This is a genomic window from Chryseobacterium sp. RU33C, from assembly GCF_900156015.1.
Taxonomy (GTDB): domain Bacteria; phylum Bacteroidota; class Bacteroidia; order Flavobacteriales; family Weeksellaceae; genus Chryseobacterium; species Chryseobacterium candidae.
Genome location: NZ_FTMT01000031.1, coordinates 18,765 through 43,491, shown reverse-complemented (window position 1 = coordinate 43,491; position 24,727 = coordinate 18,765). Strand labels below are relative to the sequence as shown.

General features: G+C 36.7%; 17 protein-coding genes. 10 read left to right on the top strand and 7 right to left on the bottom strand.

The genetic code is table 11. The features are described from left to right. Window positions 1-97 precede the first annotated feature (97 nt). From BW946_RS19695 to BW946_RS19670, 6 genes are all read right to left on the bottom strand, one after another. Entirely contained in the window at window positions 98-1,954 is a 1,857-nt protein-coding gene (locus BW946_RS19695; RefSeq protein ID WP_076597795.1) for a M61 family metallopeptidase, read from the bottom strand. 132 nt (window positions 1,955-2,086) lie between these two features. Further along, on the bottom strand, window positions 2,087-3,718 hold the full coding sequence (locus BW946_RS19690; RefSeq protein ID WP_076597794.1) for a M1 family metallopeptidase: 1,632 nt from the start codon (window positions 3,716-3,718) through the stop codon (window positions 2,087-2,089). Between the two features lie 134 nt (window positions 3,719-3,852). After that, window positions 3,853-6,813: a reprolysin-like metallopeptidase gene (locus BW946_RS19685; RefSeq protein WP_076597793.1), complete on the bottom strand. Its 2,961-nt coding sequence runs from the start codon at window positions 6,811-6,813 to the stop codon at window positions 3,853-3,855. 222 nt (window positions 6,814-7,035) lie between these two features. Further along, window positions 7,036-7,863 carry a twin-arginine translocase subunit TatC gene (gene tatC / locus BW946_RS19680; protein WP_170872110.1) on the bottom strand — a complete coding sequence of 276 codons (828 nt, stop codon included), beginning with the start codon at window positions 7,861-7,863 and terminating at the stop codon, window positions 7,036-7,038. Between the two features lie 68 nt (window positions 7,864-7,931). Next, the gene (locus tag BW946_RS19675) at window positions 7,932-8,459 is read right to left on the bottom strand and encodes a hypothetical protein (protein WP_076597791.1); all 528 of its coding nucleotides are present in this window, start codon (window positions 8,457-8,459) and stop codon (window positions 7,932-7,934) included. A 69-nt stretch (window positions 8,460-8,528) separates the two neighbouring features. Continuing rightward, window positions 8,529-9,488, bottom strand: a complete 960-nt coding sequence (locus tag BW946_RS19670) for a KpsF/GutQ family sugar-phosphate isomerase (RefSeq protein WP_076597790.1) — start codon at window positions 9,486-9,488, stop codon at window positions 8,529-8,531. 158 nt (window positions 9,489-9,646) lie between these two features. Here BW946_RS19670 and recQ point away from each other — a divergent pair, with 158 nt between their 5' ends. From recQ to BW946_RS19635, 7 genes are all read left to right on the top strand, one after another. After that, window positions 9,647-11,851, top strand: coding sequence for a DNA helicase RecQ (gene recQ / locus BW946_RS19665; protein WP_076597789.1), 2,205 nt, complete (start codon window positions 9,647-9,649; stop codon window positions 11,849-11,851). A gap of 212 nt (window positions 11,852-12,063) precedes the next feature. Next, window positions 12,064-13,149: a glycosyltransferase gene (locus BW946_RS19660; RefSeq protein ID WP_076597788.1), complete on the top strand. Its 1,086-nt coding sequence runs from the start codon at window positions 12,064-12,066 to the stop codon at window positions 13,147-13,149. Window positions 13,150-13,223: 74 nt separating this feature from the next. Continuing rightward, on the top strand, window positions 13,224-13,574 hold the full coding sequence (locus BW946_RS19655; RefSeq protein WP_076597787.1) for a hypothetical protein: 351 nt from the start codon (window positions 13,224-13,226) through the stop codon (window positions 13,572-13,574). A 57-nt stretch (window positions 13,575-13,631) separates the two neighbouring features. Further along, window positions 13,632-13,958 carry a hypothetical protein gene (locus BW946_RS19650; RefSeq protein WP_076597786.1) on the top strand — a complete coding sequence of 109 codons (327 nt, stop codon included), beginning with the start codon at window positions 13,632-13,634 and terminating at the stop codon, window positions 13,956-13,958. A gap of 119 nt (window positions 13,959-14,077) precedes the next feature. After that, entirely contained in the window at window positions 14,078-15,481 is a 1,404-nt protein-coding gene (gene lpdA, locus BW946_RS19645) for a dihydrolipoyl dehydrogenase (RefSeq protein WP_076597785.1), read from the top strand. A 121-nt stretch (window positions 15,482-15,602) separates the two neighbouring features. Continuing rightward, the gene (locus BW946_RS19640; RefSeq protein WP_076597784.1) at window positions 15,603-16,469 is read left to right on the top strand and encodes a DUF4476 domain-containing protein; all 867 of its coding nucleotides are present in this window, start codon (window positions 15,603-15,605) and stop codon (window positions 16,467-16,469) included. Between the two features lie 195 nt (window positions 16,470-16,664). Next, complete coding sequence (locus BW946_RS19635) at window positions 16,665-17,489, top strand: CvfB family protein (protein WP_076597783.1); 825 nt, start codon at window positions 16,665-16,667, stop codon at window positions 17,487-17,489. Window positions 17,490-17,529: 40 nt separating this feature from the next. Here BW946_RS19635 and BW946_RS19630 read toward each other — a convergent pair whose 3' ends face one another. After that, window positions 17,530-21,438 (bottom strand): DUF7948 domain-containing protein, encoded by a 3,909-nt coding sequence (locus tag BW946_RS19630; RefSeq protein WP_076597782.1) that lies wholly within the window; start codon window positions 21,436-21,438, stop codon window positions 17,530-17,532. Window positions 21,439-21,616: 178 nt separating this feature from the next. Here BW946_RS19630 and BW946_RS19625 point away from each other — a divergent pair, with 178 nt between their 5' ends. From BW946_RS19625 to BW946_RS19615, 3 genes are all read left to right on the top strand, one after another. Next, window positions 21,617-22,210 carry a TetR/AcrR family transcriptional regulator gene (locus BW946_RS19625; protein WP_076597781.1) on the top strand — a complete coding sequence of 198 codons (594 nt, stop codon included), beginning with the start codon at window positions 21,617-21,619 and terminating at the stop codon, window positions 22,208-22,210. Window positions 22,211-22,297: 87 nt separating this feature from the next. Next, window positions 22,298-23,650: a TolC family protein gene (locus BW946_RS19620; RefSeq protein WP_076597780.1), complete on the top strand. Its 1,353-nt coding sequence runs from the start codon at window positions 22,298-22,300 to the stop codon at window positions 23,648-23,650. Between the two features lie 9 nt (window positions 23,651-23,659). Next, window positions 23,660-24,721, top strand: coding sequence for an efflux RND transporter periplasmic adaptor subunit (locus BW946_RS19615; RefSeq protein WP_076597779.1), 1,062 nt, complete (start codon window positions 23,660-23,662; stop codon window positions 24,719-24,721). Window positions 24,722-24,727 lie beyond the last annotated feature (6 nt).

The following is a 24,727-nucleotide window of genomic DNA, read 5'->3' as shown; positions in this document are numbered from 1 at the left end:
TAATAAAAAGTTATTTCCGTAAAATTTTTTGAGCTATGAGGGCTCAAAATTTTCCAGAATAACTTTTTAACTTACACAGTTAGTGAAACACTACCCTTTATTTTTTACCAGTAAGCCACTGTGTCTGTAGTTTCAGTTCTTCCGGAGTTGGATTTGTCTTGTATGAAGGTATTTCCATAGTCATTTTATCCAGAATTGCTTTTCCTTTCAATGTCATTTTCTCTTTTTTACCGGCGTTGTCTCTTAGAATGGTTACCGTAACTTCCTGTCCGTCCTTGATGGTTCTGGTATATCCGATAAAATCCTGTACCTTTTTGATATCTACTGTTCTTCCATCTAAAGCAAGTACCTGATCTGTGATTTTAAATCCGATACTTTTTGCAAATGGAGATAATGCAGAATGTTCATCAAAAGCAAAGGCATTGGTCTTTTCATCAAAACCTGTCTGGTTCGGATCTTTGATAAACCAGAACAGAGGCTGGCTTTCCTGCTTTTTAATATCCACACCTACCATGTTCAGGTATTGTGCATAAGGTGTAGGCTGGTTTCCTGCAATATATTTGTTGTAGAATTCTTTTACCTGAGGATATCCGGTTACCGTTACCAGTTCGTCAATCAGTTTATCATCTTTGAAAGGTTTGTTTTCACCAAATCTCTGAGACAGCTTTCTGATCATATCACGATATCCCATTTCTCCGTTAGACAATTTTCTGAGCTCAATATCAAGACACATCGCAAGAAGAGCTCCTTTCTCATATACATTTCTGTACTGGTCTTTATAAGGCTCTACCAATACATTTTTACTCATTACCGTAAATGGCATCGTATCATCATAGCTCTTGGAGTTGGCGATCTTCTCACCCATTCTTTCAAGGAACTGATCTTTATTGATCAAACCTTCCTGAATCTGGAATAAGTTGGCAAAATATTCTGTTCCCCCTTCGTACATCCATAAGTGCTGAGACATTTTCGGATCTGCATAATCGAAATAGTGAATTTCTTCTGAGTGGGTTTTCAGAGGGTTTACTGTATGGAAAAATTCGTGGGAAACCACATCTGTAATCGTATTGTCAATAGCATCTTTCGGCATTGCTTCAGGCAGCACCACACTTGTAGATTCGTGGTGTTCCAGTGCTCCGAAACCTTTTACTTTAGGCCCGTCACCACCGGAAAGATAAAGCATGATGGCGTACTTCTTATTGGTGTTCATATCCCCAAGAAATTTCTTTTGGGCAACCACCATTTTTTCAAGATTGTCTTTAAAATCTGCTGCTTTATATTTTCCTGTCGGAGAATATACACCCAGTACAAGATCCATTCCTCCTGCGTTGAAGGTAATATAATCCGGCTTTGTATACATTAACGGAGAATCTGTTACCTTCGCATAGTTGGCAAGAGTATAGGTATCTGTAGATTCGGATTTATCCTGATCTACCAGTGCTGTAGTTCCGTAGAAATCAGTTGGTTTCTGAACGACAAGCTTATAAGGAACATCCTGCATGTTCTCGATATATCCGATAAATCCGTGGGTATTGATCATATATACTTTTCCTTCTTCAATATCAGTTCCTGAAGGAGAAAATACGGCTTTATGCTTTGATGTATCCAATTCATCATCGAAACTGTCATTCACAAGATAGGAGATTTTAGAAAGTGACTGGGCATTTTTCAATGAATAGGTGTTATCATTTACTTTAGTATAAGTAAGTTCTTTTCCTTTATTATCGTAAAATTTGATTCCTTCTATGAATCTTCCATAGTCGTCTACAGAATACGTACCCGGAACTGTTTTTGGAAAATGGAATTTAATATCTCCGGATTTCATTTTCGGAAATTCCATGGTAACGGCTACTTTATCATCTTTTACATTGACAAGGTCAATAGTGGTTTTTATAGACTGAGCATTTGCTAAAAAAGCAGCAAAAATACCAAGGCTAAGTACTGTTTTTCTCATTAGGTGTAAATTAATAGTTAAATAGTTGCTTTTTTTCTGAATTTGTTACGAAGAAAGTATTAAACTTTTCTTAAAATTTTAAAGGTAAAAAAGAGAAAGGCAAATCTGCTGGTATGCAAATCTGCCTTCTCTTTATTTAATATTTTTATAATTAATATAATAGTTGGGATCAAGCTCAACCGGAGTGCTCTTTTTAAGCTTTACAGTCTGCCATTCTTCCGTTGGATTTATGGTTTGATCGCCATTGATGATGATGGGAAGTTTCAGTTTTTTTACCACATCGGTATACCGGAACTTTAAAGTGTTGCCATCCTGAGCATACTCAAGAGTTGGAATTTTTATTGTTCTCAGGTACTGATCAAAGACCGTTGAAAAATCGATTCCTGCTTTTGAGGAGATATAATTTTCTACCTGTTGTGTGGTAACCGTCTGATGATAAAAATCTTTATTCAAACCTCTTAAAATCTGTCTGAATTTTTCATCATTATGGATGATCTGTCTTATGGTATGAATCATGTTGGCACCTTTTGGATACATGTCTCCGCTGCCTTCATTTCTTACGCCGTAATTGCCAATAATAGGAACATCATTTTCTATCCCTTGCCTGATCCCCTGAACATAGATGTCCGCAGATTTTTTGTCCATATATTTTTCCGTGAAAAGAGTCTCGGAATAGTTGGTGAAACTTTCATGGATCCACATATCAGCCTGGTCTTTTGCGGTAATATTATTGGCGAACCATTCGTGGCCGCTTTCATGAATAATAATGAAATCCCAGTTTAATCCCACTCCTGTACCTGAAAGATCTCTGCCCAAATAGCCGTTCTGATATTTGTTTCCATAGGCTATATTACTCTGATGTTCCATACCAAGGTGAGGAGACTCTACCAGTTTGTATGAATCTTCATAAAATGGGTACGGACCAAACCAGTATTCAAATGCTGAGAGCATAGGTTTTACCTGTTGAAACTGTTTTTTTGCCTTGTCCAGATTATAGTCAATTACCCAGTAATCCAGGTCCAGTTTTCCTTTTTCACCGTCAAATGTATCTTTGAAATTTACATATTTTCCTATACTCGGGATAATGGAGTAAGCGTTGATAGGATTTTTAACCTCCCATGTATAGGTCGTTTTACTGCCAGTCGTTTTTTTGTCAGTGAGTCTGCCATTACCCACACCTACCAGATCATTAGGAGTTATAATTTTCATAATGATTCCGTTATCAGGTTCATCACTCCAGATATCTTTCGTAGGAAGCCATATGGAAGCTCCTATTCCTTCGTCAGCAGCAGTCATCCAGGGATTTCCTTTTTCATCTTTAGTGAAAACCCATCCGCCATCCCAGGGAGCTTTTTTAGCAATGGTAGGCTTTCCGGAATAAATGACGTTAATCGTATATTTTTCTCCTTTTTTGAATTTTTTACTCGTAGTAATGAAAATAAAGTCTCCATCCTGCTTATAATTGGAAATGGGAAAACTTGCTTCTACTTTATCAGCTTTCATGGGCTGCTGAAGATCAATCTGGAAAACAGGATTGGTAACCTCTTTAATAATCTCAAAGCTGATTTTATTATTTCCTTTGATACTTTTCTGTTCAAAATCCGGTTCTACGGAAAGTTCATATTTCTTGACATCCCAGAAATTTCTGAATTCAGTATTGGAGCCCTTTAAAGTATCCTGTTTGGTGAAAACCTTACCCTTCTCAAAGAACTGTCCGAAAACCAGCCCTGATGCAAATAAGAGTGTATATGACAATTTTTTCATTTGAACTTTTATTAAATCTTTTCAAAAGTATAAAATTAAATTAATAGCCACATGCCGGAAATAAAATTAAATACAGATTTTAAAAAAGACATAAAAAAAGCCCGGTCATTGCCGGGCTGTAAAAAAGTTAGGTTTTATTTTTTGATGAATTTCAGATTTGAAGTCGTTCCTTTATCTTCAATGGAAATAATATAAGTTCCTGTCGTTAATTTTGAAACAGAGATCTTATTATCATTAATCTGTCCGTTCATTACTTTCTGACCTGCCATATTCGTAATGATAAACTGAGCTTTAGATGAAATTTCAGTGACATTCAATACATCGCTTGCCGGGTTAGGGTAGATCTGGATTGAGTTCTTATCTTTCACTGTCTCACTGGTAGAAAGCTGCTGCTGGATCAGCACCGGATAATCCTCAACCTCACCATATTGCTGGTTACTGCATCCGCTGCTTGGCTGGCTTTCATATCCCAATACAACTCTCATAATGACGTTTCCTCCGGTATAAGCATCTGCCGGTACGGAGAATGTTCCGGAAACAGGTGATATGGTATTAGCTGCGCTGGTGTAGATGACTTCAGAAGAAGAGAATACTCCGTCTTTGTTAAAATCTATCCATGCTGTTACTCCGTCATTATACTGAGCACCTGTCCATCCTTTGGTTATACTTACATTATTCCCTGTAGATCCGGACATAAGGGTAATCAGTTTCGAAGGATCTGTAGTATAGTCTGTGTAAGGAGTATTACTGCTGCTGTTTGAAACAGGGTTCATTCCGGCACCAGTTACTGTAACATTGGAAATATACTCATCAGCGGCATTTGTTCCGGTTATTGAACACTTAGCAAATGAAGAGGTTGTGAAATTTGTTGATGCTGAATAAGAACCAACCGATGCACTGCAAACATTGGCTACCTGTACTTCATATTGAGTGGCTTCAGTAAGCCCTGAAATGTTATAAGCATTTGTTGAAACAGGTACTGTAGTCCATGTTGCTGTTCCTACTTTTCTATACATTACAGAATACGTTGCTCCTACTAATGCGTTCCAGTTTACAGATGCCGAAGTTCTTGTAATACCAGTTACTGTAATACCTGTCGGAGCAGACGTTGTGCAAGCACTTGCAGATGCAGATACGGTAGCATTCCCAACCGCATAGAATAGATTATCAATGGCACTTACTCTTATTTTTACACTGGCACCTGTTGCCAAAGAAGAGAAAGAAAACGGCTCAGATCCGTCATTCGCTGTAGATGGAGTAATAACCGTCCATGTAGTTCCGTTGTCTGTAGTATAATCTATTTTAACGTTCTGAACATTATACGGAGCATTATTGGTGTTTACCACATCCCACGTAACAGCTCCCGGTGTATTATTGTAAACAGTAGTTGATGTCACTTTGAAAGGTCCTTCATTTCCTATATCCACTTTCATCAGGCTGCTCTGTGTCTGTTGTTGCGCAGCATCCGGGTTATTATCTCTCACCGTTACCTTGAAATTCATTGTCCTAGGTATATTGGATACTGTTTCCCAATCTGCAGCACTCGTAAGAGTACCATTAAGAACATTTGTGAATTTAGGGAAGTAACGGGTAGGCGAGTTTGTAGGCATCAGAGATCTGAAATTCGCGCCATTATTTCTGGTTGCACTTACTGGCCCAAAGGCAGAAGTTGCCAGATCATATTGTTCCCAGGTATAAGTCATCGGATCATTTTGTGCATCGGTTGCAGAAGCTGTTAATACGAAAGCTGTTCCTTTAGGGATCATTTTATTGACCATTGGCTGTATCGAAGGAGGAGTATTCGCTACTGCGGTAATAGTTCCACAGTCCTGAGCATTAACATATGCGCCTACTTCTTCAATATTTTTGGTATGAAAATATGCATCAGAATGCATCTGAACATTATAGTTGGTAATACCGGCATATCCCATAATTGAAGATCCTGATCCCGGCTCCATGTGAGCACCATGTAAAAGGATAGACATAGTGTGTGCTGCACCAAACTGGTGGCCAATTTCGTGAGCTACAAAATCAATGTCATAATTATCTCCGAAAGGCTGATCCGGAGTAGAAGGCGAAGTGATTCCCGCTCCCTTGGAAGTTGCATCATTGTTGCTTGCCGGGTTTCTGCAGACATTTCCTACATCTCCGGCACTTCCGCCACCCCCTCTGTGGCCAAAGAAATGTCCTATATCATATGCCGCGTTACCTACACCTGCAGTATTGGTAAGAGTTTGCTGAAGCTGCAGATTCCATGCTCCTGGAGCACTGTAGGTACCATTTGCATTGGCAATTACATTTGAATAAGGGTCTGTTGCTGGATCTGTAAATATAAGTTGCGGAAGATCCTGTACAATCATGTGGATTCCGAAATCTTTTTCGAAAACACCGTTTACACGGTTCATTGTAGCATTAATACGGGCAGCTGCCAGAGGAACACTTCCGGCAAGCTGTGTATATTCACCATTGACCGAGATGGCAATTCTGTAGGTTCTGTATTTTTGTTCATTACTTTTATTAACGTTACCTAGCCCCTTCAAAACATTTTTTGTTTTGAGAAGCTTATTCATTTCTTTCTTTACCTTCTCAGGTTCAGCAGTTCTGCATTCGAAAGGGTCTTCATGAGATTTATTGGATTTAAAAAAGACTCCATATACATCCTTTTCTTTATTGATGGGTTCTATGAATTCATATTTTCCTGAATCAGTATCGAATGTCATAGATTGGAAATCATTAGGTGCTGTACTGAAGCGGATTTGCTTATGTGGATTATCCAGCCCGATACCGGCGTATGCTCCCAATTCATATCTGTCTGCCATAGATTTTTCTACTACTGGCGAACTATACACTGAAAATCTTTCAATTCTTCCGTCTGCTGTAGGGATAGAAACGATGACAGCATTGCCTCCTTTTCCTGCTTCAGGAGCGTTTTTTAATTGATTTCTTAGTGCAGAAAGATCAAATTTGTAGGCATATTCTACTTTTACTTCTTTTCTTACCTGCGTAACTTTTTCCGAGACTGGTTCCCAGCGCTGTGCCTGTAAACCGCTAAGACTTAAAGCTAATGCACAGACAAAAATAATTTTCTTTTTCATATTTTTATTGATTGTTGTTGAAGTTTTTAAATATAGTATGTTTTTTTGTAAATTTTATTAATAAGAGAGTGTTAATTGTTCTGAACTTTATAATTTTAGTTGAATTTTATCGTTTTTTAAATTATATTAATGGTAAATATGATTATTGTTAATTTTTTAAACAAAAAACGCTACTATTCAACAGAATGATAGCGCTTAAGCTTTTATAAGTAAAAATAGTGTTTATTTCTGTACTGCAGGAAGATTTCCGTTGCCCTTCTGTACTTTTTTATAAGTGAATGTACACATCATAATACTGAACTCATATAAGATAAGCAGGGGTAATGCAGCCATCAGCATACTTAAAACGTCTGCCGGAGTAATAATTGCAGCCACTACCATAATCAAAACAATAGCATGACGGCGGTAAGTTTTCATAAACATAGGGGTAAGAATTCCGATGCTGGTAAGGAAGTAGATCAGAATCGGGAAAAGGAAAATAACACCCATACCCAAAACCACCTGTAAAAATAAAGTGGTATAATCACTTAAATCATAAAGCGGAACGATAATATCTGAGATCTTAAAAATAACGCCGAAATTAACCGCAAACGGAAGGATTAGGAAATAACCGCATAATACTCCGGTCATGAAAAGAATCCATACCGCATTAATAATATAAATCGAATTTTTTCTCTCTCTCGGATGTAAAGCCGGGCCAATAAAACGCCACAGTTCCCAAACAATATATGGAAATGCAGCCACCATTCCTCCAAAAATTGAAACAGCCATCATTACATTAAACTGCTGATATAACCTTTGTACACGAACAGGGAAGTCCTTGGGAAGATGAATACTGTCTTCTCCTAAAATCATTCTTGAAAAATGATTAACAACTCTGAAAGTCGGGAAATCATTTCTGGTAGGCCCAAAAAAGATATGGTCCATAATCCAGTTGATATTAAAACCAACCACAAATGCCGCAATTATGATAGCAATAATCGAACGGATCAGATGCCCTCTTAATTCTCCTATATGTCCAAGAAAGGACATGTCTTTACCATCACTCACAGAATAAAAATTTTTAAAGTGCAAACTTATGAAATATTTAGTTAAATGACCGTTGTTGGATTCTAAAATTATCGGGGGACATATAAAGCAAAATCAAAATCCCTTTCTTTAATATTCATTTCTGTTAAAACGTCTTCTGCTGCTGCGTTGATTTTTTTCCACCTTTCATCATTACTAAGATCTATTGATTCGAAATAACATTCTTCTTCATCCACTTCATCAGTAATCTTTTTAAAATCTGCTGTTTTCGGTCTCAGCGGTTCGCTGATGAAATTATTTCTGAATAATGATTCTATTTCTTCCCTGTCTGAAAATATACGTAAATCATCTCCGATATCTGTCAGAGACAGACAGTCTGCAACAGAATTGAATTTTTTATCATCATAAGTACAGAAGATCAGACATCGTATGAAACGGTTAAAATAATCCTGGCTTTTTTGATCATAGTACAGATTTCTATCATGAGTAGAATATTCAGGACTATGATCAGATTCCGACGGCGTATGATACACTCTATTCCTTTGTGAATCCTGATAGTCAAGATATTTTTTCAAAAATATAGGAAATAGAATCAGTAAATAAAGAATAATCATCATAATACCTTAAAAATATTTAATTAAAATGCTGATCCGAAGGTATAATGTCTGAAATGTATTATTTGAACGCTAGTTAATCCCTTCGTCTAACAGTTTATGCAGATCGATAATTCCGAAATACTTTCCGTTTTCCGTTACAACAAGCTGGCCGATATTATTTTCCTTCAGAATTTTCATGGCTTCTTTAGCAAGAGCTTCTTTTTCAATTGTTCTCGGACGGGCAGACATAATATCTTTAGCAGATACCGTACTGATATCTTCTCCTTTCATCAGCATCCTTCTTAAATCTCCATCTGTAATAACGCCAATAATCTCGTCTCCATTGGTTACCACTGTAATTCCATGACTTGAGGCACTGATGGAAATAATGACATCTCTTATTGAAGAATCTTTCGTAACCTGAGGTTTTTGGGAAGATAAAAACTGTCCCACTCTGGAAGTCAGGTTTTTTCCTAAGCTTCCTCCGGGATGGAATTTGGCAAAATCATTAGCTTTGAAATCATTCAGCTCCATTAAAGCAACAGCCAAAGCATCTCCCAACGCCATTTGTATCGTTGTAGAACTTGTGGGGGCCAGTTTATTCGGGCAGGCTTCGATGTCTACATGGGTATCAAGAATTACTTCTGAAAACTCAGCCAGTTTACTGGTTTTATTTCCGGTCATTCCAATTAAGGCAGAAGAATAATCCTTTAAATAAGGAACCAGATTCGCAATTTCAGGAGAATTTCCGGAATTCGAGATGCACAGAACCACATCCTGCTTCTGAATCACTCCAAGATCACCATGAATAGCTTCCGAAGCATGTAAAAACTGAGAAGGCGTACCCGTAGAATTTAAGGTAGCTACGATTTTGTTACCCACATGGGCAGATTTTCCAATTCCTACTACAATGAGCTTCCCTTTTGCTGAGTGAATGATCTCTACAGCATGGGCAAACTGGCCATCAATTCTGTTTTTTAATTTTTCTAGTTCAGAAATTTCTATTTCTAAAGTGCTTTTTGCAATTGATATAATATTGGTTCTATCCATTTTACGATGATAAGGTATACAAAAAAGTTCCTAAAAAACGTTATATTTTAAAAAGAATATTTAATATAAATTTTATTTTTTATAAATTCGTTCGCTTTTATTTTAAGCAGAATTTTTATAACTTTGGGTGACATGCAAATTTAGCAATAGAAAATTAGATGAGCGCAAAAAAAGCCAATTTATCAGGCGAATTGAAAAAGTATTTTGGGTTTTCTACATTTAAGGGCCAGCAGGAACAAATTATAGATAACCTATTGAATGGGAAGGATATATTTGTTTTAATGCCCACAGGTGGCGGAAAATCATTATGTTACCAGCTTCCGGCTCTTATTTCGGAAGGTACGGCAATAGTAGTTTCGCCCCTGATAGCGTTGATGAAAAATCAGGTAGATGCTGTAAACGGCCTTTCATCCGATGATGGGGTAGCACATGTACTGAATTCATCATTAAACAAAACGCAGACCAAACAGGTTTTTGACGACATAAAAAGCGGCAAAACCAAACTTCTGTATGTAGCTCCTGAATCATTAATTAAAGATGATTACCTGGATTTTTTGAAAGAAGTGAAAATTTCTTTCTTTGCTATCGACGAGGCCCACTGTATTTCAGAGTGGGGACATGATTTCAGACCGGAATACAGGAATCTGAAACAGATTATAGACAAAATCGCCAATGTACCGGTGATTGCTTTAACGGCTACTGCAACTCCTAAGGTTCAGGATGATATCCAGAAAACTTTAGGAATGACCAATGCATTGGTGTTTAAAGAAAGCTTCAACCGTCCTAATCTCTATTATGAAGTATGCCCTAAAATTAATGTAGATAAGGAAATTGTTAAATTCATTAATCAGCATAAAGGAAAATCAGGAATTGTTTACTGCCTGAGCCGTAGAAAAGTTGAAGAATTTGCCCAGCTTCTGCAGGTAAACGGGATCAACGCCCTTCCTTATCATGCCGGTCTTGACCAAAAAGTGAGAGTCGCAAATCAGGATAAATTCCTGATGGAAGAAGTAGATGTAATTGTGGCAACTATTGCCTTTGGGATGGGAATTGATAAACCGGATGTACGTTTTGTCATTCATTATGACTTCCCGAAATCACTGGAAAGCTACTATCAGGAAACAGGAAGAGCAGGAAGAGACGGAGGCGAAGGTCACTGTCTTGCATTCTATGATCCGAAAGATATTGAAAAACTGGAGAAATTCCTGGCTCAAAAACCTGTTTCAGAAAGAGAAATCGGATTACAGCTTTTGAATGAAGTGGTAGGATATGCTGAAACTTCAATGAGCAGAAGACAATACATTCTATACTATTTTGGAGAAAGTTTCGATCCTGTGAACGGAAACGGAGCGAAGATGTGTGACAACTCATCCAATCCGCCAAAATTGAAGGATGCAACGGCTGATTTAAAAAAGTCATTGGAACTGATTAATGATACAGGGGAAAAATTCAAGTCAAAAGATCTGATATCCGTCATTGTAGGAAAAGAAAATGCAGTGACAAAATCCTATAAACTTGAGCAAAGTTCGCATTTTGGTTTTGGAAAAGACGAAAAAGATAACTACTGGAAAACCATTTTGAGACAGGCAACTGTTCAGAATTTTTTACAGAAAGATATTGAAACCTACGGAGTTTTAAAAATTACCGAGAAAGGAAGAAGTGTCCTGAATGGTAAATCTAAAGACATCTTTTTAATTGCTGAAGACAGAGAATTTGATCTTACTCAGGCAAAAGCTGAGAGCGATCAGGTACAGCAGCAGGCAGGAGGAGGTCTGGATCAGAAACTTTTTAACCTGTTGAAAGAACTGAGAAAGAAAGTAGCCAAAAAACACGGAATCCCGCCATACACCGTATTTATGGATCCAAGTTTGGAGGATATGACCGTTCAGTATCCGATTACGGTAGATGAAATTACCAAAATCTACGGAGTAGGGGAAGGTAAGGCAAAAAAATACGGTAAAGAATTCGCAGACTATATCAAAACATACGTAGAAGATAACAATATCGAACGTACTCAGGATATGGTCCTGAAACAGGTGGCCAATAAATCAAGCCATAAAGTTTTTATCATCCAGAGTACCGATAAAAAAATTGATCTTGAAGATATAGCAAGAGCTAAAAACCTTTCTATGGATGAACTTCTGAAAGAGATGGAAAGGATCGTTTACCAGGGAACAAAACTGAATATCGACTACTATATTGAAGATAATTTTGATGAAGACATCGTAGACGGCTTCATGGAATTCATGAACGAATCTGAAAGTGACAGCATGAAAGTATTGCTGGATGAATTCGGGGATGAATTGTCTGATGAAGAAGTAAGAATGCTGAGAATAAAATTTATCAGTGACGTAGCCAACTAAAACGACAAGATATTTTTAGAATATACATTATATAAGTAAGTTTTTCAGTAGAAGAACTTACTTTGTTTTTATAGCGTTTTAACTGAATGGTAAATATAATAAGTCAAATTAAATTTAAAGCTTAGTTAATTTCTGTTAATTACCATCAAAACAGGTATTTTCATCCTTGTAACATTTGAAAGATAACTAAACTTTTTAGTAACTTTGATAAGATGAAAAAAATATCTGTCATATTTATTCTGCCGGATTTAGAAACCGGGGGTGCAGAAAGGATTGTTACTACTATAGCGAATCATCTTTCCAGAGATCGGTTTGAGCCTAAGATATTGCTGTTACGTAAACAAGGCGGATATTTGAATTTCCTGAAAAAAGATGTTGAAATTATCGATATCAATACCGAAAGAATCAGACATTCATTAAAACCTATTTTAGGAGAAATCTATAGAAGAAAACCTGATATTGTATTCTCCGGTTTTGGGGAAGTGAATGCTTATTTATCCTTATTTATAAAACTGTTTCCAAGAACAAAATTCATTGCAAGGGAAACCAATGTTGTTACACAGCATGTAACCCGCAAAGAGATTAAGTTTTTCTATAATTTTTACAATAACTATCAGAGAATCATTGCTCAAAGTGATGATATGATGAAGGATCTTGTTGATAATTTTAATATTAAAAAGAAAAAAATTGTCAAGATCAATAATCCTGTAGACTTTGATTTCATTGAAGATAAAATGGCTTTGTCCGTAAAACCCGAATGCTACAAATACAATTATAAAAATGTAGTTGCAATTGGCAATTTATCTTCCAGAAAAGGATTTGATAACCTGCTGAAGGTTTTTTCAAGGCTTAAAAATGAAAACATCATGCTTCATATTTTAGGTGACGGAAAAGATAAAGACCTGCTCCTTCAGACCAAAGAACTCTTAGGATTAAAAAAAGTTATTTTCCATGGCAGACAGGAAAATCCGTACCAGTATCTGAAATATGCGGATTTATTTGTGCTTTCTTCACGATACGAAGGTTTTCCCAATGTTCTTCTGGAAGCAGGTGCCTGCGGAACTTATTCTTTAGCTAACAACTGTCCAGGAGGAATCAATGAGATTATTCAGCATAATGTAAACGGAGAAATTGCAGACATTGAGAATCATGACAGATTTGCTCAGGAGATTGTAAGAATACTTCAGAGCAATTATAATCGGGATGCTATAAAAAACTCTATTAAATCAAGGTTCTCAAAGAATATTATTCTTGATAAATATGAAAAGGTTTTACTGGATTTGATCAAACCTTCATAACCCCATTTGCTTTATAGGGTGTTAATTTCTTACTTTTGGAGCTATAAATTTTATCTGAAAACCAATTTTCATTCATGAATAAAATCCAAAAATTAGGATGCGCCTGTGAGAAACCGAACTCCAGCTATACAGAGTATAGAAGTTCGGAATTAGGAATTGATCATACCAACGGAAGATATGGAGAAGTAACGATTCAGCAGTGCAAGTTGTGCCAAAGAATATGGATTCATTATTTTGTGGAATATGAAAGCTTTTCCCAATCAGGAAGATGGTACAAAGGAATCGTTTCGAAAAAAGACCGTCCACAAATAACCCCGGAAAATGCAGCGGATTATCTTGAAAGTCTTGAATGGTATGTGTATGGAGGTTCATTTTTTGAAAGTACAGGCGAATTTGGACAGGGAAAATTGAATATAGATCTGTAATTTCTGGAAAATGAATATATAAAAAAATTACTTTTACTCATTAATCCTATTTTAACCATGAAGGACGAATTGAAGAGAGAAATATTTAATAAATACAATACTTATCTGGCTGAAAATTATAGCGAAAAATATATTTATCGATTAATACTTCAGGAAGGCTACAATCAACAGGATGTAGATGAAGTAATGAAAGGTATTCATACTGATAAACAGGAGATGTTAAAGAAAAAAAATAAATATCGTTCTGTTATCAGTATCATGTTATATATAGCAGGAATTATCGTTATTTTTTCAGGAATAATGATGATGGTTTTGGGAGGAATCAAAATGGGGATGATTTTAATTTTTTTAGCGGTGATTATCTGGATAAAAGCCAATAGATAAAAGTTTTTTTAAAATCTAAAATTCAATAAAATTGATAAAACTCACTTTGGTGCTTGGTAATTTATATGTAAATTTGTGAGAATTAAGATAGATAATAATAAACAAATTCATACAATAACATGAGTCAATTCGATGTTACCGTAATAGGTTCTGGTCCCGGTGGTTATGTTGCTGCTATCCGTGCAGCACAATTAGGTTTCAAAACAGCAATTATTGAAAAATATTCAACTTTAGGCGGAACTTGTCTTAACGTTGGATGTATTCCGTCAAAAGCGCTTCTTGACAGCTCTGAGCATTTCGAAAATGCAAAACACAATTTTGCAGGTCACGGAATCATCATCAATGAGCCGCAAGCGGATATCGCAAGAATGATCGAGCGTAAAAACGAAGTAATTAAGCAGAATACAGACGGAATCAGCTATCTGATGAACAAAAATCAGATTACTGTTTTTGAAGGAGTAGGAAGCTTCGAATCTGCTACTCAGATTAAAGTGACAAAAAACGACGGTTCTTCTGAAACCATCGAATCTAAATATACCATCATTGCAACAGGTTCTAAGCCCTCTACACTGCCTTTCATCTCTTTAGATAAAGAAAGAGTGATTACTTCTACGGAAGCTTTAAGCCTTAAAGAAATTCCTAAACATCTGGTAGTAATCGGAGGTGGAGTTATCGGTCTTGAGCTAGGTTCTGTATACCTAAGATTAGGAGCACAGGTAACGGTTGTTGAATTTATGGATAAAATCATCCCTGGAATGGATGGAGCTTTAAGCAAAGAATTAACTAAAGTTCTTAAAAAACAAGGAATGAAGTTTATGCTTTCTACTGCAGTTTCTGCGGTTGAAAGAAACGGAGATACCGTAAAGATCACTGCTAAAGATAAAAAAGGAGAAGAAGTAGTAGTAGAAGGAGATTACTGTTTGGTTTCTGTAGGTAGAAAGCCTTATACAGACGGTCTTGGTCTTGAAAAAGCAGGTGTAGAGCTTGACGAAAGAGGAAGAGTGAAAGTAAACGACCACTTACAGACTAATGTTGCTAATATCTATGCAATTGGTGACGTTATCAAAGGAGCAATGCTTGCTCACAAAGCTGAAGAAGAAGGAGTTTTCGTTGCTGAAACTTTAGCTGGACAAAAACCTCACATCAATTATAACCTGATTCCTGGTGTTGTTTATACATGGCCGGAAGTTGCAGGAGTGGGTAAAACTGAAGAGCAGCTGAAAGAAGAAGGTGTAGCGTACAAAGTAGGATCTTTCCCAATGAGAGCATTAGGAAGAAGCCGTGCAAGTGGTGATGTTGACGGTCTTGTTAAGATTATTGCAGACGAAAAAACAGATGAGGTTTTAGGAATGCACATCGTAGGAGCAAGAGCTGCTGACCTTATTGCTGAAGGAGTAATTGCTATGGAATTCCGTGCAAGTGCTGAAGATATTGCAAGAAGTTCTCACGCTCACCCAACCTATGCAGAAGCTATTAAAGAAGCTGCATTGGATGCTACAGCAAAAAGACCTATCCATATGTAATATTTGATTAAAAGATTTAATCATTTAAATATTAAAAAATTAAAGGCTGTTTCTTATGGAAGCAGCCTTTTTTGTACTGCTTTTGGCATGAAAATGGAGATGGTTTTTGAAAATTTCATGTATGAAAAAGATTTTTATCAGTTGGATGCTTTTGGCGGGAATCAGTTCATGGGCACAGGAAGCGGGAAAAGCAGGAGAATTATTAAAAAATGAAGCTTCAGCCACAGAAATGAGAACCTCTAAAAGTCCGGATGAAAGAAATAAAACTTTTAACCAGCCGAGATCTGGAAATACTCCAATTCCTCAGAGAAGTGGAAATGAAAATAGAATAAAAAATCCCAATTATCAATGGAACAGAAACTACGGCTATGCAGAAGTTTTTCTGAGAATTCCTGAACAGGGCTTTTTTACCGTTGAAGTCGGCGATCAGATGATGGCAAATGGTTCCGGTAAATACAGATTCTTTGATCTGTCATCAGGGAGAATACCTATCTCCATATATGATAATGGTTTTCTGATCTACAGAACAACACTGATGCTTCGAAACAATAACAGAATGGTTCTGGATTTTTTCACCAATGAAGGGTTGTATCTTCTGGATTCTTACCCTGTACAAAATCAATATGGATTTAATGACTGGAATGATGTATGGAACAATCCTTACGGAAATCAGCCAGGAGGAGGGTATTATAATGGAAATGCAATGGATAACAATTCTTTCCGCCACTTTTTTGATACGATGATGCAAAATGAAAGGTTTGATGACGGTAAACTAACGATGATTCATCAACAGATGCGTGTTTCAATGTTTACTTCTGCACAAATAAGAGATTTGGTGAAAGCAATACGCTTTGATGATAAGAAGCTCGCGTTAGCTAAATCTATCTACCGTAACTGTGTAGACAGAGAGCATTATATTGTGGTAACTGATGCCTTTGATTTTGAAAGCAGCAGGCGTGAACTGATGGAATATGTTTCGAAATTATAATATTTAATAAAAATAGGCTAAAGCCCGTTTATTTTTTAGCATCCAATCTATTGGCTTCAGCCAAAACATATCTTTTTAAAAACGAAATGTTTTCATTGTATCACTGGTTTTATGAAGACCGTAAAAGAATTATAACATTATTGACTAGGTTAGCATCTTCAAATTTCCGTACCTTTGTCAGCTAATTTTATCATCATGCAACTCGGAAAAACTCAGACTTTAACAATTTCAGAAAAAATTAATTCAGGATGGATCCTTGTGGATGAATCCGGTGAAAAGGCTTTTCTGCCAAAAATCTTTATTCAGGATGAAAAAGAAATCGGTGAGGAGGTTGAAGTTTTTGTATATCAGGATGATGATAAATTGAAAGCTACTACCGAAATTCCATTGGCTGAAGTAGGTGAATTTGCGGTAATGAGCTGTGTACAAAGTCTTCCAAGCGGAGCTTTTATGGATTGGGGAATCATTAAAGATTTATTTATCCCTTACAAACAGCAGAAAACAAAAATCATCGAAGGAAAAAGATATCTGGTGTATATCTATGTGGACGAAGATATGGAATTGATCACCGGAACTACCAAGTTTAAGAGAAATCCTCAGTATGATGACCTTCCTTTCAAAAAAGGTGACAAAGTAGACCTGATTATGATGAATGAAAGTGAACTGGGCTGGAATGTGATCATCAACAAAGAATACATTGGTTTGATCTACGCTTCCGATGTTTTCAAAAAGCTATATCCGCTATCAGAGGAAACAGGATATATCAAAACCATTCGTGAAGACGGAAAAATAGATATTTCTTTACAGCCGGAAGGTTTTGAAAATATTGATGAGTTCAAACAAAAGATTCTGAACAAACTGGAAGAAAATTATGGACTTCTCTATGTCTCAGATAAGTCTTCACCTGAAGAGATTAAAGATGAACTTCAGATGAGTAAGAAAAACTTCAAGAAAGCAATCGGAGGACTTTATAAAGATAAGATCATCGATATCTCAGACGATAAAATCAAATTATTATAAACAAAAAACGGGCAGAAATTTCTGCCCGTTTTTTGTTTTACTACCTGTTCTTAATCAGAAGCCATCCGTTGTAGATTCTTCCGTCAGAAACTTTGATTGTATACCAGTAATTTCCTGTAGAAATAGGATTCGATTCATATTTTCCGTCCCACTGGAAAGGATTCTTTTTGATAGTCTCTTTGTAGATTACAGCACCTCTTCTGTCATATAAACTTACCTCTGTTCCCGGATAATTTTCCAATCCTGCGATTCTCCATGTATCATTGATGCCATCGCCGTTGGGGCTGATTGCGTTCGGAATATTGAATATCGAGAAGTTTTTCTGTCCAATAATACATCCCGATTTTGTTCTCACATATACCGTATATTCTCCCATATTTAAATTGGTGAAAATATTGGAATCCTGCCATGTAAAATTATCTAAAGAAAACTCATAATTTCCACTCTGAGAAAGGATCACTGTCGCAGTATTGTTTGTAATATTCACAGAAACAATATGCGCTAAAACAGAATAACTCACCTGGGTAGAACTTGTACTTTCACATCCAAAAATGTTGGTTACTTTCACTGTATATGTTCCCGGAGCCGATACGGTAATGGTTTGAGTAGTTGCCCCGGTATTCCATTCATATGATTTAAATCCTGGTCCTGCATCCAGTAGAACGGACTTTCCTTCGCAAAAATCAAGTTTATCAGGAAGTTGAACTAAAGGTTTTGGATTTAGAGTAAGACTTAATCTCACCACTTTGAAACATCCGTCAGGTGTCGCAACTCTTACGTGAATAAGTATTGTTCCAACATTTAACACATAAGCTGAAGGATTAGAAATAGGATTTCCTGCAGTATCAGTATAAGTGAAAATATAATTCCCCGGATTATTAATAATAGTTGCTTCATAAGAGTGAAGATTAACCACCATAGAATTGGAAGTAGTCGTATTACATTGTACCTGTGTAACGTCTTTTGCAGGAACATTATCAGTAGACAGAGTTACTGTTATTGCCAGTTTTTCAGATTCACAGTTATTTAAAATTTGCGTTACATAATAGATTTGTCCGCTTACCAGAGGAGTTGATATTGGGATTACATTTCCTGCTGCATTATAAAATTTAAGAGCAGTTCCTGTTACCACAAGTTTTTCTAGTGTAGGATTTGCAGAAGCACAGAAATCCTGATTTATATTTCCTGTCGGTTTAGGTGTATTATTTACTGTTATCTGAACCGCTGTTTTATTACTTTCACAGCCATTAATAGTTTGAGATGCATAATAGGTTTGTCCATTGATAAGAGCTGCAGCAGCAGATAAAACATTTCCCGCTGCATCGTACCATTTAATGTTCTGTCCTGTGATCTGGAGGTCTGAAATTTTAGGATTATTTGTAGCGCAGAAGGTTTGCTGAGGATTTGCAGTTGTAGGGAGAGAAGGTGATAATACAATTACATTTTGATTTTGAGTCGTTGTATTACCATTTCCGTCGTTATAAGTCCAGTGGATGATATAGTTTCCAGGGATTGAATAAGATAAAGGGTCTGTTGTTGTTGCAGTAATTGTTCCGGCGCAGTTATCAGTAGCGGTAGGAATAGTAGTAACCGTAGTATGGCAGTCTCCTGTAATGTCTGCCAGCAGAGTAATGTCAGGAACCGGAGCAGTATTGTCATTTATAATCACGTTTACTGTAAAAGTCCCGTCACAAGCACCTGATCCTGAAACCTGGCATATATATAATCCTGCCTGAGTTGCTGTCGCATTCGGAATAGTAGGGTTTTGCTCATTGGATGTGAAGCCATTTGGCCCGGTCCAGTTATATACAGTTCCTCCGGTAGCGTTGAGTTGGATTGTACCATTAGGGCATACGGGAGAATTAGAAGTAACAACCGCTGCAGAGGTACAATCCTGAAATTTAGCAATGAAAATATCATTTCCACCACCGGGCGACTGCTGAAAGGTTCCTGGTGTTGCAATACCCGCTGAATTTCCACTTGACATGCCTGTCAAATAAATGGCACCTTCATCATCTTTTGTTACCTCACCCTGTTGCGTTGCGCCATTCCCTGTATAATAAGTTCCCCATTCTTTTACATCATTCTGATTGTATTTAATTAAAAATGTAGAAATATACATTGCGGGCATTCCCATATAGGCTCCCGGAGTAGAGATGTCTGGTTGTCCGCTGGAATGCAGGCCTGTAAAGAAAACGTTTCCGTTAGTATCAGGATATGCCAATAGCTGGAAAGAGCCTGTAAAGTTAAAATAGCTTTTGTTAATAGAATTCGTAGTTAAATTTACCCTCCAAATTCCAGGCTGTCCCGTTGGAAAAGCTGCAGTAGAATATCTTCCCGGAAGAATGAGAGTATTATTTACAATTCTGGCTTTCCATACTTGTTCCGAACCGCTGTTTCCATAATAGCTTGATCTCAGAATAGCAGTTCCTGATTTTGAAATTTTAAGGTATAGTCCGTCTGATTCCCCACCTTTTAATGGTTGGAAAGCATTGATCATAGGTATTGTAGAAGATTGTGTTGCTCCAATTATTTCAAGGTTATCGCTTGAGGAGAGAATTTGAAAAATGGAAGTAGAACCATCACTTCTTCCAAAGTAAGTAGCCCAATCTACACTGCCTGTTGTTGAATTCAGAGATGCCAGAATGCCGTCAGTATACCCTATTGGTGTTGATTTTGCAGGCTGCATGGCACCAACGGTTGGAAAATCAGCGCTGAAAGAATCACCACCAATGTATACATGATTTTGATTGTAGGAAACAGTATAGAGTTTATCCTGTCTGCTTGAAGAAAACTCTTTTTCAAAAATAAAACTCCCGTTATTATTAAACTTTACCAAAACGATATTTTCATTATATGGTGCTCTTTGAACGGTTCCGCCTGCATAAATATTAAAACTTTCATCAAAATCTACATCTGCAAATCCATCATTCATTCCAAAACCATAGTAAGTTCCCCAAAGCCTTTGCCCGGTTTTGGTCACTTTCATCAGGAATGCATCAAGAGCGCCGGCGACATTTTGCTGATAGGTACCGGAAGTAGCAAAATTGGTGGTACTGGTAGTCGTTCCGAAAACATAGCCCGTACTCTGAAGATCTGTTTTTATTCTACCATAATCTTCTCCGTATCCTCCCGCGTAGCTTCCCCATATTCTTGTGGGTACGGGATCTATTACCATGGTCTTGTCGGAATGGTTTATGGGAGAGGCAAATCCAAAAGTCTGGTTACCAAGATCCTTAAAAGAAATATCAATGTTTTCTTTGGTATTTCCCGCAATCCAGCTGTTAGGGATATTTTCATGGATTTCCCCAAAACGCACATTCATGGTGAGCTTTCCATCTTTTATTAAAGTGGGAGCACCATTAAATTTCATTTTTATGTCTGAAATCTTTCCGCCAGGACTAATGATGAAATTATATTCGATAGGTTTTAGAGTGTCGTTAGGTTTAAAAAATACCAAATCTATATGAGGATATATATTCTTATAGCGGATCTTTTGATATCGGTGAACATTACTAATGCCTTTTGGATGATCAGGAAGGTTATAATAGTTGTCATAATCCGGAGATTTACCCTCTGCAATAATTGTTGACTGGGTATTGGAATTAACGAGATCAATATCTACCCTGTGAATCAGTTTTTCATAAATATATTCACCGGCATGATACTGATTTGGTACTGGAAGCGCATTTTTTTCCTTTTTTGAAAAATCAGGATTGCGGCTTTTCTTTACTTCGTAAATATCATAAGAAAATCCTCCGGTTCTAAGCTGTACATTAAGGCCGTTGGAATGGAAAAGGTATTGTACATCTTTATTTATCTTCCCGTCCTGATCTGCAATCTGGCCTTTATTTTCATAAAAATAATGGGATTTGTTTTCAGAAATTTTTTTCTGCGAAAATAGAAGTATCGTGCTCAAAAATGAGAACAACGAAAGAATTTTCTTCATCAGTTATTAATTTTTGCGGCAAAGATATAAAAATAGCCCACTTATTAAATAATAAGTAATCGCAAACTTTCATTCCTAAACCTGATGGATATCATAACAATTCTGTTTAATTTTTTTGTTTAACAATTTTGTCAAAAATAATTTTTACTATAAATTTGCACAAATTTGTTTAACAAAAATGTCAAATCAAGCAAAAAAAGACCAAACACAGGAATTGATCAAGGAGACAGCGAAGAATTTATTCTTTGTGAAAGGAAAATTTGATGCTACTACGCAGGAGATTGCAGATGAAGCAGGAGTGAATAGAACCCTTATTAATTACTATTTCCGTTCAAGGGATAAGCTTATCCAGATCATCTTTGATGAAGCGCAAAGAGTAGAGCAGGAAAAATCGAAGATCATTCAGAATTCAGCTCTTCCTTTTAAAGAGAAGATCAGCAAGTTCATAGAAAGCAGCCTTTCTACAAGCCTTCAGTATCCTTATCTGGAAACATATATCGTATCACAGATCAATAAAGGAACTTGCCATCACAGAGAAATCGAAGAGGATATCCTGAATGATATGTACAAGGATATTGAAAAGGAAATGGAATTGGGAAATATTGAGAAAATGGCACCCGTTCAGTTTATTCTGAATATGGTTTCGCTGCTGGTATTCCCAAGTGCTGTAAGACCATTATTTATGGAGAATTTATTGATTAATGATGAAGAATATGATAAGATTATTTCTGAAAGAAGAGAGATCATTATCAATATGTTGTTTAAAAATTAAAAAACTAAAGTATTTCTGAAAATGATTCGTCATTTAGAAATAAATAATGAATGAAAATTAAATAAAAAATAAACGAAGTATAAAATTATGAATAGAAAACGTATAACTGCTACAAAGCTAAAAATTGGGATAGCTTCAGCATTTATGATTTTCGGCTCTACACTGATGTCTGCCCAGCAGCAGGTTTCCCTGCAGGAAGCAATAAAACAGGCACTTCAAAATAAGGCAGAAGCTAAAAAAGCTGCTTTACAGGTCAAAAAAGCCGAATACAAGATTGATGAAGCCAGAGCCGGTGCACTTCCACAGGTCAGTGCAACAGCAGGTTTAACCTATAATCCGATTATTCAGGAATCTTTGCTGGAATTTGGAGGTGAGAAAATCAGAGCACAGTTTGGGCAGCCCTGGGGATCAACAGCTTCTGTACAGCTTCAGCAGGCTATTTTTGACCAAAGAGTATTTACTGGACTTAAAGCGGCAAAATCAACAAGAGAATTCTATGTACTGAATGCTCAGTTAACCAATGAACAGATTATTGAAAATGTGGCAACAGCTTATTATCAGGTGTTTGTACAGGAGGAAAATCTTAAAACGGTAACAGCCAGCTATGCCAATACTGAAAAAGTAAGAAATGTTATTAAAAGTCTGGTTGATAACGGTTTGGCCAAATCAATCGATTTAGACAGAACAAATGTTCAGCTTACCAATATTGGTTCCAATAAGCAGACCTTAATCAACTCTGTTGAACTTTCAAAAAATGCTCTGAAGTTTTATATGGGAATCCCGATTTCTACAGATATCGAGCTTGAAGAAAAACAAATCGAACCAAAGCCTGAGCTGATTGCGAGCAATGTAGATCTTAATAACCGTACAGAACTTAAAGTTTTAAATAAAAACAGGGAACTTTTGGTTTTTAATAAAAAAGCGACTGAAGCTTATCTTTATCCCTCAGTAAATCTTACAGCAAACTACGGATGGGGAGCAAACGGAGCAAAATTCCCTTTGACCAATGGTCTTAGCAGAGGCGTTCTTTGGAGCGATTACTCAGCAATTGGTTTGAATGTAAATATTCCTATTTTCACGGGAGGAGCTACAAAAGCGAAGATCAACCAGGCAGAAATTGATATTAAGGATCTTGATGTTGATATTGAAAACACTCAGTTGAGCTTAAGTTTAGATTATAAAAATGCAGTTACCAATATGGAAAATGCATTAATTAATATCGAAAGCATGAAAGATAATGTAGGATTGGCAGAAAGAGTTCAGAAAAATACTCAGTCTAACTACCAGTATGGCCTGGCAACCCTTACAGAGGTACTGGATTCTGAAAATGCTTTGACACAAGCAAAACAGAACTATTCTAATGCATTGTTAGATTACAAGCAGGCAGAGATCAAGCTGATAAAAGCTAAGGGTGAACTAAACACACTACAAAACTTATAATAAACTAAAATGAAAAAAACTTTAATATATATCATCGTAGCAGCTGTACTGGTAGGGTTAGCCGCTTACAAGATTGCTGGTAACAAAGAAAAACAGACGCAGGAAGTAAAAGAAGTTGCGAAGCAGGTGGATAAAATCAATGTTAATATTGTAACCGTTACAAGAGAAAATATTGATACAGACTACTCAGCCAACGGTACTTTTATTCCTAAGCAGGAAATGAACCAGTCTTCTGAAATCTCAGGACGTATCGTAAGCGTTTTGGTAAAAGAAGGTTCAAGGGTAGGAGCAGGGCAGGTTTTGGCAACTATCAAAAAAGATGCTATCGAGGTGGATGTTACCCAGGCTCAGAACAATCTGCAGAATGCTATTATTGATAACCAGCGCTATGAAAACGCATACAAGACAGGAGGTGTTACAAAACAGCAGCTTGATAACTCAAGATTACAGCTTAAAAATGCTCAGGCTGCAGTAAAAGCTCAGGGAGTAAAAGTAAATGATACAAGCATCCGTGCAGGAATCAGCGGTACAATCAATAAGAAAATGGTTGAACCTGGAACAGTCGTTTCTCCTGGAACGTCAATGTTTGAAATCGTTAATATCAACAGTCTGAAACTTTCTGTTTTAGTAGATGAAAGTCAGATTGGAAAAATCCAGCTAGGTCAGGAAGTTCCTATTAAAGTAAATGTTTTACCTGAAGATTCTTTCGTAGGTAGAATTACTTTCATTGCTCCTAAAAGTGATGCTTCTCTGAATTTCCCTGTTGAAATTGAAGTACAGAACAGAGGAAACCTTAAGGCTGGTATGTATGCAACTGCTAAATTCAGTACAAACAACGGCGCAGAAACTCAGAATATGCTTACCGTTCCTGCAGAAGCGTTTGTAAATGGAGTAAGCTCAGGACAATTATTCGTTGTTCAGAATGGAGTTGCTAAATTGATCAAAGTAACCATTGGAAAAGTTTACGGAGATAAAGTTCAGGTTTTAAGCGGATTGAATGGAGGTGAGCAGGTAGTTACCAGCGGACAGATCAATCTGGACAACGGATCTAAAGTGAACATTATAAAGTAGCAGATC